The following is a 15,974-nucleotide window of genomic DNA, read 5'->3' on the forward strand; positions in this document are numbered from 1 at the left end:
GGAAGCCCCGGGAGTGATACGGAATGGCGTCAGGAAAGGCGATTCTCGGAGGCATGCTGGGGCGGTTCCTGTTCCGCGACGCGCGGGTAGCGCAGGTGCGTGACGTCTCACCTCGCTTTCGCTGGATGGAGCTGGAAGGCGAGGCGCTGCGCGGCGTCTCCTGGAGCGCGGGGGACAAGGTGCAGGTGTTCCTTCCACGCGAAGGGATGCGGACGTACACGCCCCTGGCGTGGGACTCGGCTCGCGGGGCGACGCAGTTGCTCGTCTACCTCCATGGCAACAGCCCCGGCGCGGAGTGGGGCCGCCACGTGCGGGTGGGGGACCGCTGCCAGTTCATGGGGCCTCGCGGTTCCCTGGCACTCTCGTCCCTTCAAGGGCCCGTGGTGCTGTTCGGAGACGAGACGTCCTTCGCCGTGGCCCACACGCTGCGGAACCTGCGGGCCGGTGCGGAGGGTGTCGAGCAGGTGTTCGAGGTCTCCTCCCGAGACGCGTCCGAGTCGGTGCTGCGCGAGTTCCACCTGTCGGACAGCGCCCTGGTGGAGCGCGCGCCCGACGAGGGACACCTGCCCGCGGTGGCGGAGCGCCTGGGCGCCGCACTGAAGCGGCATCCGGGCGCGCACCTCGTCATGACGGGTCGGGCGCAGGCCATCCAGGCGCTGCGCGCACGGCTCCGGCAAGACGGCGTGGGCGCGGCGCAGAAGGTGAAGGCGTACTGGTCCGCGGGGAAGCACGGGCTCGACTGAATCCACCAGGGATGGAGGCTCAGCCGTCCTTGAGGGAGTCGGAGCCACGCATCCGGCGCATCTGCTTGTTGATGACGCGCATGTAGAGCGGACGCGGCAGCAGGCGCTTCATGAGCCAGGCCTGGCGGCCCTGCGCGTGGGGCAGGACGTAGAAGGTGCGCTCGCGCACGGCCTGGAAGATCTGCTCGGCGATGTCCTCCGCGGACACCTTCGAGCGCTCGAGCACCCGGTTCACCGCCGCGCGGGTGGCGGAGTCCACGTTGCGCAGGGACTCGGCGAGGTTGGTCTTGAAGAAGGAGGGACACACGAGCGTCACCTCCAGCCCCGTGCCGGCGAACTCGTTCTGCAACGTCTCCGACAGTGACACCACGGCCGCCTTGGAGGCGTTGTAGCAGGAGGCGCGGGGCACATCGAGCAGGCCCGCGAGCGAGGAGACGTTGACGAAGTGGCCGTGGCCCTGGCGCTTGAACAAGGGGGTGAACACGTGGCAGCCGCGCACCACCCCCATCACGTTGATGTCCAGCACCCGCTCCCAATCCTCCAGGGGCACGTCCTCGAGGGCGCCCGGCGCGGCGACGCCCGCGTTGTTCACCACCACGTCCACCCCACCCCAGTCGGCCGTGAGCCGCTCGGCCACCGCGCGCAGGTCCTCCGCGCGCGTCACGTCACACGGCAGGTAGAGCGCCGCGGCCGCGAGCGGCTGGAGCTCACGCAGCACCTCGGCGCCGCGCGTGGCGTTCACGTCGCCGATGCACACCCGCCAGCCCGCCCGCGCATAGCGCAGCGCGATCGCCCGGCCGAGGCCACTGGCACCACCTGTAATGAAGATGCGTTGGGTCGTCATGACCGCTCTCTCTAATACGGTCTCCGCCCCCGTGGCTCATTTTCGGGCTGTAGATCGCACACCTGCCCGGCCCGTGGCGCGTCAGCAGGTGCGGTTACAGGTGTTCTCACACACGGCGCGGACCATCCCACAGACGGCGTTCACCGCCGAGTTGCTGCCATTGCCGATGCATCCCACGTAGTTGGGGTTGCAGCGTGAGCAGCACACAGTGTTGGAGGCGTTGCCCTGATCCGTCTGCGCCACGGCCTCCGTCGAGGGAAGAACCAGGGCCCCGGCCACGCCCAGCGCCAGTCCGAACAGTCCCATCTTCAGTGTCTTCATCATGGTGCAAACCTCTTGGAATGAGTGCAGACGGAGAGTTCCGTCCCTTCCTGTTTTGGGACAAGAACTCGTATATGTCAAACAGCAAACCGACGACCCAACACCTCCTCGAACAGCCCTCTCCGTCCTACTTATGCTCCCCATCGGATCGCCGCGAGAAGCCTTCGGGCCGCGGCCGACGGGGCCGTGCGGGTCCTCCTTCTGGAACCAGACGGTGGTTTCTCGCATTCTTTTAAATCTGGATTGGGCTTGAGATGGAATGCTCAAGAAACGCGTACATGACCAGCGGTATTCCTTCTACCTTCGATGAAATGGACTATGTAACACAATACATCCTTGTTCATACAGGCGCATGGCTGTAGAAGGAATCGTTCTCGACAGTCACGCAGGGTTCGGTGCCCTGTTGATCATGGCCTTGTCGCTGCTCCGGACTGGTGGAGCAGTACAACAGACTCCGAAACAACTTCTTCCGTTTGGTGCCCTGGATGAAAGGACACTCGTGAGGGCCATCCTCGCGGGTAATCACAAGCAAGCTGGTTCAAGGCCCGTTGCTTCCAGGTTCAAGCCACGTGCCCTCCGCTGTGACGCGCACCCTTCCAGCGAGGAGCGGGGCGGCGGGGCTGCCTCGTGAGCGACCGGGGTGTGCAAGTACCGGACGAAGTCCCGGCCTTGTTCATGGGTTCGATTACCGCCGCCACCACGTCAGAGGCACGCGAGCGGAGGCCGGGTCACGAGTCCTTGCGCCCAGAGGCGTGGGCCCCGCCGTCCAGCACCTCGGACAGGGTCATGGCCTGGAGGGCCCGGTCGAACCAGCCGTCGAGCGTGTCCATGTCCGTGCAGTCGAGGATGCGCTGCCGGGTTGCTTCCTCCACGTGAATCCCGCGGAAGGCGAGAATCCGCAGGAGGGACTCGGCACGTCCCCGTGCCAGACCCTCTTCCCTGCCTCGCACCAGACCCTGAGCCAGGCCCTGCTGACGTCCCTGCTCGATGAGTTCCTCGCCATAGCTCCGCATCCACTCCTCCGCGCGTTGCTCATCCAGCACTGAATGTAGCACCTGTCCCGTGGCGTCTTGGACGGCCTTGTCCCCGGTCCACAGCAGGTAACGGATGACCACCAGCTCACGTTTCGTCACCCGTGCCGTCGACGAAGCCGCCCACTGTGGCAACCAGGACTGACACCGGAAGGTCGATGAAGAGGTCGTCAATTGGCTCGACACCCACAAATCCGTGACCGCGAAGGAGTTCGAGGCGTTTCTTCGCTCTCTCACAGCCGGCGTTCCTTGCGTGCGAGGTTTCCCCATGGGTTCTGAGGCCCGTGATGCTTCCTCCCGTTTCTTCGTGCTCAGGCATGCCCTTGGCTCCAGCCACGACACCTCCTTCGAGACCGTGGGAGAGGACAATCTGGGTGATGCCCCCCGGTGCCCTCGCTGTGGCGCCTTCATTGGGATGAGGACGTGGTTGCCACCCCGGCGCGGCGAACTGAAGCTGAACGGCGAGGGCTTCGGGGACTACGTGAGGGGACCTGGCAGTGGTGCTCTTGTCTCCGAGCCATTCGCGAAGGCGTTCCGCGCCGAGGGATTGACAGGCCTCCCTGACTTCCAGCCCGTCGAGGTGGTCCGGGTTCGCGGCCGACGGCGTTCTCCCCTCGCCTCTTCTCCTCCACCCTATTTCCACGTCACTCCTGTCTTTGGTGGCGCGGCGGTGGATGAGTCCAAGAGCCGCATCCGGCGTGCGTCTCCCCTTTCGTGCGACTGGTGCAGGGAGACCAACGTGGAGACCATCCATGGCTTCGCCCTGGAGGAGGGAAGCTGGCGGGGTGAGGACGTCTTCTTCGCCCGCGGCCTGCCAGGCAGCGCAGTGGTCTCCGCGCGCTTCGTTCACTTCGTGGAGCGGCACGCTCTGAAGAACATGTTGCTGATCCCCACCGAGGATTACATCTGGGATCCTCTGGAGTTGGGACCATCGCGCCCCACCCCGTGAGTGACCAGCGGTCCAATCCAACGCCGCCCGGCGGGTGGCCACCACCGTAGTCTCCCCTTCGTCCCCGTGGACAACCACCCCGCAGGGAGCCAGCAGGCCGTGGACGTCCGCTTCCGCTCTTGGTCCCGTCGGTGAGACGCCATTCTTCCGGGATGGGTCTCTCACAGGCCCGCCCGAGTCAGACGAACCGTCTCGTACAATTCGTCTGACACCTTCTCTCCGGTCTTCTATCCTTATTCTCCGAGCGGAGAGACCGCGTAAGAGTCTGGCGCAGAGTCACCTCATGAAGATTCGGGAGAGATCCTCCTCGTACCGCCCAATCTCCCTCCTTGGTTCCGTGATGAGTGGGCTTGCCCCAGTTGCATGGGGCAGGTTTTACCCGCCTGAATCTTCATTTGCAATTCGGGAAGTACTCGGAGTTCACCGCAGCTCCTTCCGCCCAGGATTCGGCGCCCTTTTGAATGGACTCAACCTTCAGCGCTTTCATCACGGCCGACAAGTGGGCCATACCCAAACATTTTCTATCTTTCTCTTGACGGCAAGTCCCCTTTCCCATCTTCGCAAGGTCAGCGGGGCGCAATTTTGCCTTTTTATTGAACAGCTTAGCCGACTCCGGTCCAATCATATACACCGGACGAGGTTTACCTTCCGGAAACCGTCCCCCCACCTCAAGCAGCCTTGAGTCCTTCAGCCGCCGACTAATGGCGGCCTCGCAGTTCGTGAAGGGATCCTCATTCTCCAAGCAATTCTTCATCTTTTTGGCGATGACGTTGAAGCCCACCTCATCACTGATGCTGGTAAAGTCACTGTCCATACTGCCGGTGGCAAATTGTACCGAGACACCTCCGATCTCTAGAATTGAGAAAGGCTGAACGGGAAGATTCATCGTTGACTTGGTGGCCTTCCACGCAAGCATGCCCTCCGTATCCCCTGAGATGATGGCCATGTGATCAATGCGCTGCGCCAGGCGCCCACTCAACTCCTGCATCTTCTCACTCCCGAGTACCCCCTTCTGACGGAAGCCCCCCGTACCCAACAGCACCACCCTGGTCAGAGGCTCGCCCAACTCCTCGAGTTTCGCCTTCAGCATCTTCTCCGCCTCATTCACGTCCATCTCCGCCAAGCCTTCTTCTTCAATCGGGCCCTTGTTCGGACTCAAGTCCGACGACAGGCTGACTTGGCAACCGCGGGGACCCCGCTCCACATTGTAGAGCAGGAACCGGGTACCTGAAGAGCCCGCGTCGATGACGAGGTGCTTGAAAGGAGGCGTGGCACACCGGCAGACGGACATCTCATTCTTGACGGTCGTCCGCCAGTGGCCCGTCCAGTAGCGACTGTTGTTGGAGCACGTCTGGGGGCACTTGCCCGGGGCAGCAGTGTCGCCATAGATGGGGCCCGCCTCCACGTCGTCCCTGTGATTGCCTGCCTCAGTGTTGGGCGAGTCGGCCTCCGCCTGTGGTCCAAAGAAGAGCATCGCCGACATTGCGAGAGCCATCATTCCAATCTGCTTCTTCATGATCTTTTCCTGATGTAAGAGACAGGGATTGTCACATCAAGGGCTAGGTTCGCCGCGCTGACGAGAACCACTCTGCCTTTTCCGTCGTCCAGAGGATGTGCGCGGCTTCACAAGCCCGGGGTGAAGCTCGTCACTGAGCCTGCCCCGGTTTTGTGGCTCTCCCGCACTTTATGTGCTCGCGGCGTTCAGGCCGCGAGCAGCACTCGACGGCGCAGCAAGCCGAAGCTGGCGCGGCCGTACATCTGACGCTTGATGGTGCGAGGCATCGAGCCACCGAGGTGCGCCGCATCTGTAGCCAGCGATGCACCTGTCGTGACGTCCCACCAAAGCCCAGAGCACGAATTTCCCGCCACAGCGCCGATGCGTTCTCGCAGCCTTCGGCATGTCTGTGGGCCAGATGCTTCAGATAGGGGTCGAGAATGCTCGTACCCGGTACACGCGCCGCGCGCTCGGGAAAGCTCGGCGCCGAGGCGTACCTGCGCACCGTTCCCCTCGCCAGTCGCAGGGTGCGGCTGATTTTAGCAGGGACTCTCCGGCGAGGTGGCGCTCACGCACGGCTTGGTAGACGGCAAAGCGTCGTGCACGACTGTCCTCACGAGCCAGCCCCTCGCTCCGAGTCCGCGGGAAACTGGCGTGACGGCGCTTGGCGGAGTCGTGTGCACTTGAAACTGGCGGAAGTGTACGCAAACGCGCATGCGCCCCGGCCAACCAGCGCTCCACCATCTGCCGCCCATTGAGCAGCAGGTGCCAGCGGTCCGCGACTTGTTGGGCGTGGGGTGCTCCCTCCATGGTTGCGCGCGCATACTCCGTCGAACGGTCTCGCGTCACCACTTCGACGCCAGGATGGCGACGACGCCATGACGTCAGAGTGGGAGCGGACCGGTCGGGGAGCAGGTCGACGACACGCTGCGCCTCCAAATCAACCAGGAGGGAGCCGTAGGTGCGTCCCTTGCGCCAGGCCCAATCATCCACGCCGAGCACCCGGGGTGGAGTGGACGGAGGCAGTGGAGTGCGGTGCATGAGTCGCAGGAGCGTGTCAGGACTCGTCGGCATGGCCAGGGGCACCAGCAGCCTGGCTCCAGCTTCAGCTCCGGCCGTCATGCCCACCGAACATTGGGCCCGCGCGAGTCGGCACGTGCGCCGAGCACTCGGAGCGAGCAGGTCGAGCAGGCGTTCGGAGAACGTGCGGCGCGCGCACCTCGCATTGCGACAGCGGAAGCGACGCACATGCAGCTCGAGCTGAACCGAGCGGCCCGCGGTGGGCAGGCCGGCTGGCCGTCGGATATAGATGCTGTGCGGCACTTCGCTGTGCTCTTCGCAGGAGGGGCACTGCGCTCCTCGACGTTTAGCTCGCACGACGAGGACAGCTCGTGTGGACTCCCTACGCACAACTTGCTCCACCCGGCAACCGAGAATCGGGTACAACTGGCTCATCGCCGGTTGTACGCGTCACGCTCGCTGCCTGCCGTTACCCCCTACTTGCCCGCTCGCAAACCTCATCTGGGGAGGGCAGTTTCACGCGCCTCGAGCACATGAAGTGAGGGAGAGCCCCCGCACTTCATGTGATTCACCCGCTACGGGTAGGCAAGCATTTCTCGTGCAGCCAGCCGAATGCGCATGGAATGCACACAAACCGCGGGAGAGCCACGTAACCGGGGCAAGCCCAGGTTCGTCATCGAGCTGTCGAAGAACATGCCGAGCAGCACATCCTTCTCGGTGACCGCCTGAATGCGGAGTTTCAGCGCCACACTGGTGTCCATAAGGCCCCCCGGGGAAACAAAGCAAGTACCTACCACAAGGTGGAGTTGCGCGCCAGCCGTCATGGGCCAACCTCAGCTGTCAAGCGCTCCAGGACTCGGATTGCCCCGCCCGTGCTGGGGTGATGCTGCGGCGTAGGCTTTTTGCAACGAGGGTGTCATCGCCTCCACGCTGGCCCGGGTGTTACTTCGGACATGGAGGACGGCTCGGATATGATGGCCAGCGCAGACGCACCTCATGGACGAAGACAAGATCGCCTCATCATCCGCTCAACCACCTGGAACCCTGCCCAATGGGACAGTGATCGCTGGTCGCTTCATCCTCAAGTCGGTGGCGGGCTGGGGAGGCATGGGCTGTGTCTATCGCGCCGCGGATTCCTCCACGGGGAGGACCGTCGCCCTCAAGCTACTGCATGGCGTTACCTCACCGGAGAGAGCCTACCGCTTCAACAGGGAGGCGGTGCTGCTGTCCGAGCTGCATCACCCCGGCATCGTCGCCTACGTGGCACATGGATCCACCGAGTCGCACCAGCCCTACCTAGCCATGGAGTGGCTCGAAGGGGAGGATCTCTTACGGCGCCTAGCTTGCCAGCCGCTCGGCCTGCCCGAAACGCTGTCCCTGCTGCGCCAGGCTGCAGAGGCGCTTGCGGTGGCCCACCAACAAGGCATCGTCCACCGTGATCTCAAACCCTCCAACCTCTTCATGAGGGCGGGTCGGCCCGAGCAGGTGGTGCTGCTGGACTTTGGGCTGGCGCGCCATGCGGAGCCCACGCTGATGGCGGTGACGGCGACGGGCACGGTGGTGGGCACAGCGGGGTACATGGCGCCAGAGCAGGCCTCCAGTGCACCGGAGATTTCTCCTGCGGCGGACATCTTCTCGCTGGGATGCGTGCTGTACGAGTGCCTCACGGGTCGACCCCCCTTCGCTGCGCCGCACTTCGCCGCTGCGCTGGCCAAGATTCTGCATGCCGAGCCAGCGCGCCTGGAGACGCTCCGCCCGGGCCTGCCCGCGGGCCTGCAATGGCTGGTGGATTGTATGCTGGCCAAGGACCCGCAGCGGAGGTTGTCGGACGCCGCCAGCCTGTTGGAGGCGCTCGGGACAGTGGAATCCATCCCCGAGTTGCTGCCACCGGCTGGGACGCAGCCGCGCCTCAACAGTGGGCGGGAGGCCGAGCAGTCGCTCATCAGTGTTCTGTTGGTGTCTCTGGAAGCCAACTCTCAGGAGGAGACGACGGATTGGAACCAGGGCCTGGCGCGGCGAGACTCGCTGCGCACAGACTTGGCGCCCCTTTCGGGAGCCCAGGTGGAACTGCTAGCGGATGGGTCGCTGGTGGCCACGCTGGTGGCCGAGCGCGGCTCCGCTACAGACCAAGCGGCGCTGGCGGCACGCTGTGCCCTCACCCTCAAGGAACGCTGGCCGGAGGCTGCGGTGGTTCTGACCATGGGCCTGGGCGTCTTCAACAAGCGGCTGCCGATGGGCGAGGCCATGGACAGGGCGGGGCGCCTGCTGCGCCAGCTCGAGTGCACGCCTTCGGTCAGCGTGGTGATGGACGATGTCACGGCCGGGTTGCTCGGGCCGGGCTTCCAACTCGCCCGCTCCGATTCGGGCGCATTCGTGTTACAAGGCGAGCGGCTCGATGCCGACGCATCCCGCCCGTTGTTGGGCAAGCCTACCCAGTGTGTGGGTCGCGAGCAGGAGTTGGCGCTGCTCGACTTCACCTTCACCGCGTGTGTGGAGGAATCTACCGCCCGAGTTCTATTGGTGACGGCCCCACCCGGCACGGGCAAATCCCGGCTGCGGCACGAATTCCTGCGCCGCCTGGAGAGTAGGGAGCAGCCGCCACTGGTGCTGCTGGGGCGCGGAGACCCGATGCACACGGGCGCCTCGTACGGCCTGCTGGGCCAAGCACTACGGAAATTGTGCGAAGTGGGGGAAGGGGAGAACCTGGAGGCACGGCGGACGCGGTTGTACCTGCGGGTGGCCCTACACCTGCCCGAAGCCAGGGCGCAGGAGGCAGCAGAGTTCCTGGGAGAGCTGTGCGCCGTTCCCTTTCCCGAGGAGGACAGCCCCCGGCTGCGCGCAGCGCGCGGGGATCCGCGGTTGATGAGTACGCAGGTGGGCCGTGCGCTGGTGGACTTCTTAAAGGCCGAGTGTGAGCAGCAACCAGTGCTGCTGGTGCTGGAGGACCTGCACTGGAGCGATGCGCTGACGGTGACGCTGGTGGACGGGATGCTGCGGGAACTAGCTGGGCAGCCCTTCCTCGTGCTGGCGCTGGCACGGCCCGAGGTGAAGGAGGTCTTCCCGGGACTATGGGCGAGGCGCCTGCAGGAGTTGTCTCTCAATGGCCTGAGCCGCAAGGCGTGCGCGCGGCTGGCGCGTGAGGTGTTGGGGCCGCAGGTACCCGAGTCCGTGGTGCAGCGGGCGGTGGAGCAATCGGACGGCAACGCCCTTTTCCTGGAGGAACTCATCCGCATGGCAGCGGAGGGGCGTGGGAAGGAGGCACCGAAGACGGTGTTGGCGGTGCTCCAGGCACGCCTGTTGCGGATGGAGCATGGAATACGTCAGGTGCTGCTGGCCTGCAGCATCTTCGGCCGCACCTTCTGGTTGGAGGGAGTTGAGGTGCTGTTGGGCCGCCACACCGAGCAGGCACTGCTGGCGCAGCAGTTGCAAATATTGGTGGAGCAAGAGGTCATCGAGCCGCTTCCTGACAGCCGCTTTCCCATTGCGGCCGAGTATCGGTTCCGCCACGCGCTGGTATGGGATGCGGCCTATGGCTTGGTGCCCGAGAGCCATCGGCCCTTGGGACACCAACTCGCGGTGGCCTGGTTGGAGCGGATAGGCGAGCCCGATGCATTGGTGCTCGCCACTCATGCTCAGCGGGGACAGCAGTCCGAGCGTGCTGTTCACTTCTACACCCGGGCCGCGGAGCGGCTCTTCGAGCGCAATGACTTGCAGGGAACGCTACGGTGCGTGGAGGCGGCCCTGGCCTGTGAGGTGGGCGGCGAGGAGATCGCCCGGCTGCGGGCGCTCCAGGCCATGGTGCTCTTCTGGATGGCGCAGATGTCTAGGGCCGTGGATCTGGGCATCCCGGCGTTGGCCGGATTGAAGGCCGGCAGTCCATTGTGGTGCAGGTTGATTGGAAACCTGTTCGTCGGCGGCGCCAGTGTTGCCCATGCGGAGCAGATGGCGGGGCTGGGCGAGTTGCTGGTGCGCACCTCACCAGAGCCCGAGGCGGTAGAAGCCTATCTAGAGGCCGTCTCCTTTATGGGAGGCGTGCTCATCTGGTCCGGCGAGCGACAGAAGGTGGAAGCCCTGCTCGGGCGGCTCATGGAAGTGGGCGCTGACGTGATGACCCACTCTCCCATGGCGCGGGGGGTCGTGAGCTTGCTGCAGGGCTACTTCCTCTATTGCTACGAAGCCAGCCCATGGCGGAGCTTTACGGTGTTCGAGCAGGGGCGGCGGGATTTCAGCGCCGTGGGCTCGGAGCGGAACATCAATGTCATCCAGGTCATCTCGGCGGCGAGCTTGGTGGCGGCGGGAGACCTGCCTGATGCCGTGAAGCTGCTTCGAGAGGCACTGGCCATCGCCAGACGGACGGAACAACATTTCCTGGTGGAGAGCACCTTGTTCGTCCTGGGCTCGGTGCTGTCCAGGAGCCCAGAGCAGGAGGAGCGGCAGGAGGCGCACGTCTGGGCGCTCGATTGGGTGGGGCGAGAGTGCGCCCATCCCTTCATCCCGGGAATGATCCATGCCTTGCTGGCGCAGATGACTGCGGCGGGTGGCGCGCTGAGCGAAGCCGAGTCCTTTGCACGCAAGGCGTGTGAAATGCTGGTGCCGTTCCCGGTCTACATGGTGTTTGCGCGCACGGTGCTCAGTGAAATCCTGCGTACCCAGAGGCGTGCCGCAGAGGCACGGGATGTGGCAAAGCTGGGCGTGGCGGCGTTGGAGCGGATGCGCGGCAAGGGAGTCTACGCGGTGGGCATGTACTTGGCGCTGGCGGAAGCATGCTTCGCGCAGGGGGACGCGGCTGCGGGAGAAGAAACCTTGCGCAAGGCCCTGCGGTGTGTGCGGGCCCGCGCCAGTGACTTCCCCGCGCCCGAGGCCCGCGAGCGCTTCCTGCGCCAAGTGCCCGAGAACGCGCGGACGCTGGAGCTTGCCCGCCAACACTGGGGTGACGCCACAGCGTAGGGCTCTGCTCCACGCAGGTTAGTCCCTTCAATGGGAGTTGCAAGGCTCGCCCGCAACGAATCAGGAGCAACCATGGATCGCAAGAAGTTCGCCATGATCAAATACGACCATAGCGTGCCGATGAGCTTGAGCGGCGCCCCGTGGATTTGGCTCCTACTCGTCGTGGCCGTCGCCGTCGGAGCGCTGTTCGTCTTTATCCCTCTGAGATTCATCCTGGGGATCGTGGCGCTGGTGCTCATCCGGCAGCCTAAGCGGCTCTACGTGGGGCCCCGCTACCTCATCTGAGGCAGGAAGATCTGTATTACGCCAACATCTAGAAGCTCATCCAGGAGGCCGACCGGGGACGGCTCACGCTCAAGTCGTCCACGGGCTGGATTTTGTGTCCCCAACGGGATTCGAACCTGTCGTGGATTATGCCGCATGGATTCAACCCTGGCTCCACTGAGAATGGGCCAGCACCCGGGCCTCGGCCTCCGGCGTCAGCGGCTGCCCGTGGGGAGCGCGCGAGGACGAGCGGCGCCAGCGCTCCAGCCAGCGCTCGCCCAGGGGTGAGCCCAACGCGGCCCGGCGCGTGGCCGCCACCGTCGTCTCCCCCTTCGTCCCCGTGGACACTCCCGCCCCCACGTAGAAGCCCGCCAGCAGCAGCGTCACCCGCGTGGGCGTCGCCGCGCTGTACGTCATCAGCAACGCCCCCTCCCCGTCCTCCCGGCACCCCGCCCTCACCCGCGCCAGCACCTCCTCCGTCCACATCTCCGGGTTGCTCGCCGGGGAGAACGGATCGAAGAACACCAGGTCCGCCCTGGGCACCCCCTCCATCCGCCCCCGCGCATCCCCCAGGTGCAGCCGCCAGCGCAGCCCCGCCTCCTCCCAGGCCCCGTCGCGCATGAGCGCCTCGGCCGCCTCCCGGAAGGGTTGCAGGAAGGGAAACCCCGCCGCGTCCGCCAGCGCCAGCCGCAGCGGCGCCAGGTCCACCTCGAAGCTCACCACCTCCAGCCCCCGCCGGCGCTCGGCGCCCAGCTCCCGCGCGCACGTGAGCGCCGCCACCGCGTTGGTGGCCGCCCCCAACCCCACGTCGTGGATGACGAGCGGCTCGCCCGGCGTGCGCAGGCGCTCGGCCAGACGCGGCTGCTCCACGTAGAGCCGCTGGGCCTCCTCCCATGGGCCCGTCGCCGGGTGCATCACTTCCCCGTGCCCCAGGTGGCGCACCGCGCGCGCCCCATTGCGCAGCGTCACCAGCTCGAAGTCCCCGTCCCTCGGATTCTGGCTCTCCACTCAGCCCACTTCCTTGAGCGTCACCGCGTTGGCGCCCGCTTCCAGCTGCGCGTCCTTCAGATCCTTGGGCGTCGCCACCGCCTGCTTCAGCTCGCGGTAGGCCTGCGCGTAGGAGCCCCGGAGGATGGCGTCGCGCATCTTCCAGGTGAGCATCTGGTAGTGATGCACGTTGTGCACCGAGAGCATGCGCGAGCCCGTGTGGTGCTTGCCGCTCATCAGGTGCTGCAGGTAGCCGCGGCTGTAGCGCTTGCACACGTAGCAGTCACACGTCGCGTCGAGCGGCTCGTCGGACAGGCGGAACGCCTGGCGGGTGATGCGCACCAGCCCCTGGAAGGTATAGGCGTAGCCCTGCTGCGCCATCTTCGTGGGGATGATGCAGTCGAACATGTCCACGCCCCGCAGCACCGCCTCGAGCAGGTCCGTGGGCGTGCCCACCCCCATGAGGTAGCGCGGCTTGTCCTGGGGAAGCTGCGCGGCGGCGCGCGCCGTCATCATCTTGCGCTCCTCGTTCGTCTCGCCCACCGCGAGCCCGCCAATGGCGAAGCCGTCGAAGGGGTGCTGGGTGAGGAAGCCCGCGCTCTCGTCGCGCAGGTGCGGGTGCACGCCACCCTGGACGATGGCGAAGAGCGCCTGGCCCGTGTCCACCTGGTTCTTCGCCGCGAGGCTGCGCAGCGCCCAGCGGTGGGTGCGCTCCATCGCCTCGCGCGTGCCCGCCTCGTCCGTGCGCGAGTCGATGCACACGTCCAGCACCATCATCACCTCCGAGTTGATCGCCTGCTGCATGGCGATGCTCGACTCGGGGCTGAGCAGCTGCCGGCTGTTGTCGTGGAAGCTGCGGAAGTGGGCGCCCTTCTCGGTGATCAGCCGATCCTCCGGCAGGGAGAAGATCTGGAACCCGCCCGAGTCGGTGAGCACCGCCCCGTCCCACTGCATGAAGGGATGGATGCCCTTGAAGCGGCGGAACACGTCGATGCCCGGCTTGAGCATCAGGTGGTACGTGTTGGACAGCAGGATCTTCGAGCCGGTGGCCTTGATCTCCTCCATGCCCAGGTGGCGAAAGGAGGCGTGGGTGGCCACGGGCATGAAGACCGGCGTGGGGATGGAGCCCCGCCGGGTGTGCAGCACGCCTGCGCGGGCTCCCGTGGGGTCGGTGGTGACGAGTTCGAAGCGGACGGCCATGTGCGTCCCCTTATACCCGTGCCCGCGTCCGGGCACGCCCCCTCTCCGCCCGGCCCCCCTCCCACCAGACCACCAGCCCCCCGTTCTCCCCACCCCACAGGGCTATTGCGAATTACCGTTTTCTGAATCATATTCACCGCCATGAGTTCCCGCTCAGCACCACGAAGCAAGCCTCAGCCCCTCCGGGAGCGGATGAAGGAGGAGGCCCGGGTGGCCATCCTCGAGGCCGCGGAGCAGGTGATCGCCGAGCAGGGCCCCTCCGCCACGCGGATGGAGGACATCGCCGCGCGGGTGGGCGTCTCGGTCGGCACGCTCTACAACTACTTCGAGGACAGGCAGCGATTGCTCCAGGCGCTGCTCGACGCGCAGGCGCAACAGTTGATGGCCGTGCTGGACGCGGAGCTGGAGCGCAGCCGGGGCGCGCCCTACCGCACGCGCTTGCATGGCCTGCTGCGCTCCATCCTGGAGCACGCCCAGAAGCACTTCCGCTTCCTCTCCCTGCTGCTGGAGGAGAGAGCGCTGCGCGTGGCCGCCTCGAGCGAGGAGCTGGATCGCCATCAGCGGCTCGCGAACTCGCTGACCGAGCGGCTCGGCTCGATCAACTCCGAGGGCATCGCCCAAGGGGTGCTGCGTCCCGAGGACGCGGCCCACTACCCCACGCTGCTGCTGGGCATGCTGCAGAGCAACCTGCTGCGGCAATTCCTCGATCGGCAGCCCACGCCCGTCGACGAGCAGATCGCCCTGCTGCTGCGCTGCTTCCTGGAAGGCGCCAGCCCGCGCCCCCGGTGAGCTTCCGTCGTCCCCCCAACAACAACCACTCCCCCCATCACTCCATCCCAACAGGAGAGCCCATCATGGATCTGCTGAGCCGCTTCGACTTCCTCAACCCCGAGGTGATGCGCAACCCCTATCCGTACTTCGCGGAGATGCGCGAGAAGGCGCCCCTGCACTTCGACGCGAAGCTCCAGGCCCACATCCTCACCCGCCACGAGGATGTGACGTACGTCACGAAGAACCCCGCCCTGTTCTCCTCAGTGGATGTCCGCATCGCCGGCAAGCACCAGAAGGAGCGCAGCCAGGAGTCCGGGCTCGACGGGGTGGACAGCCTGCTCACCACGGACCCGCCCGTGCACACGCGCCTGCGCGGCCGGGTCAACCGCGCCTTCACCCCCAAGCAGATCTCCGCCCTGGAGCCGCGCGTGCGTGAGCTGTCGCGCGAGCTCGTCGCGGAGATGACGGCCAGCAACGAGTTCGAGTTCATGAGCGGCCTGGCCTCGCCCCTGCCCGTCACCATCATCGCGGAGATGCTCGGCGTGGACACCTCGCGCCGCCGCGACTTCAAGCGCTGGAGCGACGCGATCGCCAACTCCGGCAACGCCAGCATCACCGGCAAGACGCCCGAGGAGGTGGTGCGCAACGCCAAGGAGATGCTCGCGTACATGACCGAGGTCGCCGAGCAGCGCCGCCGCGAGCCCCGGGGCGACCTCATCTCCCTGCTCGTGCATGACAGCGAGGGCCAGGAGGCCCTGACGCCCCCGGAGGTCAACTCCTTCGCCATCCTCCTGCTGCTGGCCGGCAACGAGACCACCACCAACCTCCTGGGCAATGCCCTCACCGCCCTCATCCGCCACCCGGAGGAGTACGAGTGGCTGCGGCGCGACCCCACGCAGGCCGCCTGCGCCGCCGTGGCCGAGGAGACCCTGCGCTATGACTCGCCCGTGATCACGGTCGTGCGCCGCACCACCCAGGAGGTGGAGCTGAGCGGGGGCAAGGTGCCCGCGAACACCACGGTGTTCGCCGTGGTGTCCGCCGCCAACCGCGATCCGCGCAAGTTCCCCAACCCGGATCGCTTCGATCCGCGGCGGGACACGGTCGGCCTGATGTCCTTCGGCCACGGCATCCACTTCTGCCTGGGCGCGCCGCTCGCGCGCCTGGAGGCCCCCGTGGCCCTGCAGGAGCTCATGGCGCGTGCCCCCCGTCTGGGCTTCTCGCCGCGTCAGCCCGAGCACATCGACTACGGCGCCTCGTTCGCCCTGCGCGGCCCCCGCGCGCTCTGGCTGCAGAAGAACTGAGCGCGTCCCCCCTCGAGCCAGGGAGTACGGGGACGAAGAAGGGTGGGCGTGCGCCTCCGCGCCCGCTCGCTCCCTGGCCTGCTCTCGTTCATCATGAACTT

At 66.0% G+C, this 15,974-nt stretch carries 15 protein-coding genes; 6 read left to right on the plus strand and 9 right to left on the minus strand.

Annotation, left to right across the window (positions count from 1 at the left end; genetic code table 11):
- Positions 1 to 23: 23 nt before the first annotated feature.
- Positions 24 to 743: a siderophore-interacting protein gene (locus F0U63_RS29325; protein ID WP_395834745.1), complete on the plus strand. Its 720-nt coding sequence runs from the start codon at positions 24 to 26 to the stop codon at positions 741 to 743.
- Positions 744 to 762: 19 nt separating this feature from the next.
- On the opposite strand, the gene F0U63_RS29330 is transcribed toward F0U63_RS29325, so the two are convergent.
- From F0U63_RS29330 to F0U63_RS29345, 4 genes are all read right to left on the minus strand, one after another.
- Complete coding sequence (locus tag F0U63_RS29330; RefSeq protein WP_395834747.1) at positions 763 to 1,587, minus strand: SDR family oxidoreductase; 825 nt, start codon at positions 1,585 to 1,587, stop codon at positions 763 to 765.
- 81 nt (positions 1,588 to 1,668) lie between these two features.
- Positions 1,669 to 1,911, minus strand: coding sequence for a hypothetical protein (locus tag F0U63_RS29335; RefSeq protein WP_395834749.1), 243 nt, complete (start codon positions 1,909 to 1,911; stop codon positions 1,669 to 1,671).
- A gap of 725 nt (positions 1,912 to 2,636) precedes the next feature.
- Entirely contained in the window at positions 2,637 to 3,041 is a 405-nt protein-coding gene (locus F0U63_RS29340; RefSeq protein ID WP_395834751.1) for a hypothetical protein, read from the minus strand.
- The gene (locus F0U63_RS29345; RefSeq protein ID WP_395834753.1) at positions 3,028 to 3,693 is read right to left on the minus strand and encodes a hypothetical protein; all 666 of its coding nucleotides are present in this window, start codon (positions 3,691 to 3,693) and stop codon (positions 3,028 to 3,030) included. The genes F0U63_RS29340 and F0U63_RS29345 overlap by 14 nt, the downstream gene beginning before the upstream one ends.
- Here F0U63_RS29345 and F0U63_RS29350 point away from each other — a divergent pair.
- On the plus strand, positions 3,679 to 3,888 hold the full coding sequence (locus tag F0U63_RS29350; protein WP_395834755.1) for a hypothetical protein: 210 nt from the start codon (positions 3,679 to 3,681) through the stop codon (positions 3,886 to 3,888). The two genes, F0U63_RS29345 and F0U63_RS29350, sit on opposite strands and share 15 nt — an antisense overlap.
- 391 nt (positions 3,889 to 4,279) lie before the next feature.
- Here the strand turns inward: F0U63_RS29350 and F0U63_RS29355 are convergent, their stop codons facing one another.
- From F0U63_RS29355 to F0U63_RS29365, 3 genes are all read right to left on the minus strand, one after another.
- Positions 4,280 to 5,404, minus strand: a complete 1,125-nt coding sequence (locus F0U63_RS29355) for a mannan-binding protein (RefSeq protein WP_395834757.1) — start codon at positions 5,402 to 5,404, stop codon at positions 4,280 to 4,282.
- A 402-nt stretch (positions 5,405 to 5,806) separates the two neighbouring features.
- Positions 5,807 to 6,838, minus strand: coding sequence for an ISL3 family transposase (locus F0U63_RS29360; RefSeq protein ID WP_395834759.1), 1,032 nt, complete (start codon positions 6,836 to 6,838; stop codon positions 5,807 to 5,809).
- Positions 6,839 to 6,978: 140 nt separating this feature from the next.
- The gene (locus F0U63_RS29365; protein ID WP_395834761.1) at positions 6,979 to 7,152 is read right to left on the minus strand and encodes a hypothetical protein; all 174 of its coding nucleotides are present in this window, start codon (positions 7,150 to 7,152) and stop codon (positions 6,979 to 6,981) included.
- 247 nt (positions 7,153 to 7,399) lie between these two features.
- Here F0U63_RS29365 and F0U63_RS29370 point away from each other — a divergent pair, with 247 nt between their 5' ends.
- Together F0U63_RS29370 and F0U63_RS29375 are read left to right on the plus strand one after the other, a co-directional pair.
- Positions 7,400 to 11,350 (plus strand): protein kinase, encoded by a 3,951-nt coding sequence (locus F0U63_RS29370; RefSeq protein ID WP_395834763.1) that lies wholly within the window; start codon positions 7,400 to 7,402, stop codon positions 11,348 to 11,350.
- A gap of 72 nt (positions 11,351 to 11,422) precedes the next feature.
- The gene (locus F0U63_RS29375) at positions 11,423 to 11,635 is read left to right on the plus strand and encodes a hypothetical protein (protein ID WP_395834765.1); all 213 of its coding nucleotides are present in this window, start codon (positions 11,423 to 11,425) and stop codon (positions 11,633 to 11,635) included.
- Positions 11,636 to 11,776: 141 nt separating this feature from the next.
- Here F0U63_RS29375 and F0U63_RS29380 read toward each other — a convergent pair whose 3' ends face one another.
- A complete protein-coding gene (locus F0U63_RS29380) occupies positions 11,777 to 12,622 on the minus strand; it encodes an MnmC family methyltransferase (protein WP_395834767.1) in 846 nt (281 codons plus the stop codon).
- Positions 12,623 to 13,801 (minus strand): tRNA guanosine(34) transglycosylase Tgt, encoded by a 1,179-nt coding sequence (tgt, locus tag F0U63_RS29385; RefSeq protein WP_395834769.1) that lies wholly within the window; start codon positions 13,799 to 13,801, stop codon positions 12,623 to 12,625.
- Between the two features lie 192 nt (positions 13,802 to 13,993).
- Between tgt and F0U63_RS29390 the strand changes: the two genes are divergently transcribed.
- Together F0U63_RS29390 and F0U63_RS29395 are read left to right on the plus strand one after the other, a co-directional pair.
- Positions 13,994 to 14,590, plus strand: a complete 597-nt coding sequence (locus tag F0U63_RS29390) for a TetR/AcrR family transcriptional regulator (protein ID WP_395834771.1) — start codon at positions 13,994 to 13,996, stop codon at positions 14,588 to 14,590.
- Positions 14,591 to 14,655: 65 nt separating this feature from the next.
- Positions 14,656 to 15,873, plus strand: coding sequence for a cytochrome P450 (locus F0U63_RS29395; protein WP_395834773.1), 1,218 nt, complete (start codon positions 14,656 to 14,658; stop codon positions 15,871 to 15,873).
- Positions 15,874 to 15,974: the final 101 nt, after the last annotated feature.

The sequence above is a fragment of the Cystobacter fuscus genome (assembly GCF_044360685.1).
Taxonomy (GTDB): Bacteria; Myxococcota; Myxococcia; order Myxococcales; family Myxococcaceae; genus Cystobacter; species Cystobacter fuscus_C.

What these genes read in the sequence shown, in the direction of transcription:
- F0U63_RS29325 (WP_395834745.1), top strand. Translation starts at nt 24, where the DNA reads ATGGCGTCAGGAAAGGCGATTCTCGGAGGCATGCTGGGGCGGTTCCTG.
- F0U63_RS29330 (WP_395834747.1), bottom strand. Translation starts at nt 1,587, where the DNA reads ATGACGACCCAACGCATCTTCATTACAGGTGGTGCCAGTGGCCTCGGC.
- F0U63_RS29335 (WP_395834749.1), bottom strand. Translation starts at nt 1,911, where the DNA reads ATGATGAAGACACTGAAGATGGGACTGTTCGGACTGGCGCTGGGCGTG.
- F0U63_RS29345 (WP_395834753.1), bottom strand. Translation starts at nt 3,693, where the DNA reads ATGGATGGTCTCCACGTTGGTCTCCCTGCACCAGTCGCACGAAAGGGG.
- F0U63_RS29355 (WP_395834757.1), bottom strand. Translation starts at nt 5,404, where the DNA reads ATGAAGAAGCAGATTGGAATGATGGCTCTCGCAATGTCGGCGATGCTC.
- F0U63_RS29360 (WP_395834759.1), bottom strand. Translation starts at nt 6,838, where the DNA reads ATGAGCCAGTTGTACCCGATTCTCGGTTGCCGGGTGGAGCAAGTTGTG.
- F0U63_RS29370 (WP_395834763.1), top strand. Translation starts at nt 7,400, where the DNA reads ATGGACGAAGACAAGATCGCCTCATCATCCGCTCAACCACCTGGAACC.
- F0U63_RS29375 (WP_395834765.1), top strand. Translation starts at nt 11,423, where the DNA reads ATGGATCGCAAGAAGTTCGCCATGATCAAATACGACCATAGCGTGCCG.
- tgt (WP_395834769.1), bottom strand. Translation starts at nt 13,801, where the DNA reads ATGGCCGTCCGCTTCGAACTCGTCACCACCGACCCCACGGGAGCCCGC.
- F0U63_RS29390 (WP_395834771.1), top strand. Translation starts at nt 13,994, where the DNA reads ATGAAGGAGGAGGCCCGGGTGGCCATCCTCGAGGCCGCGGAGCAGGTG.
- F0U63_RS29395 (WP_395834773.1), top strand. Translation starts at nt 14,656, where the DNA reads ATGGATCTGCTGAGCCGCTTCGACTTCCTCAACCCCGAGGTGATGCGC.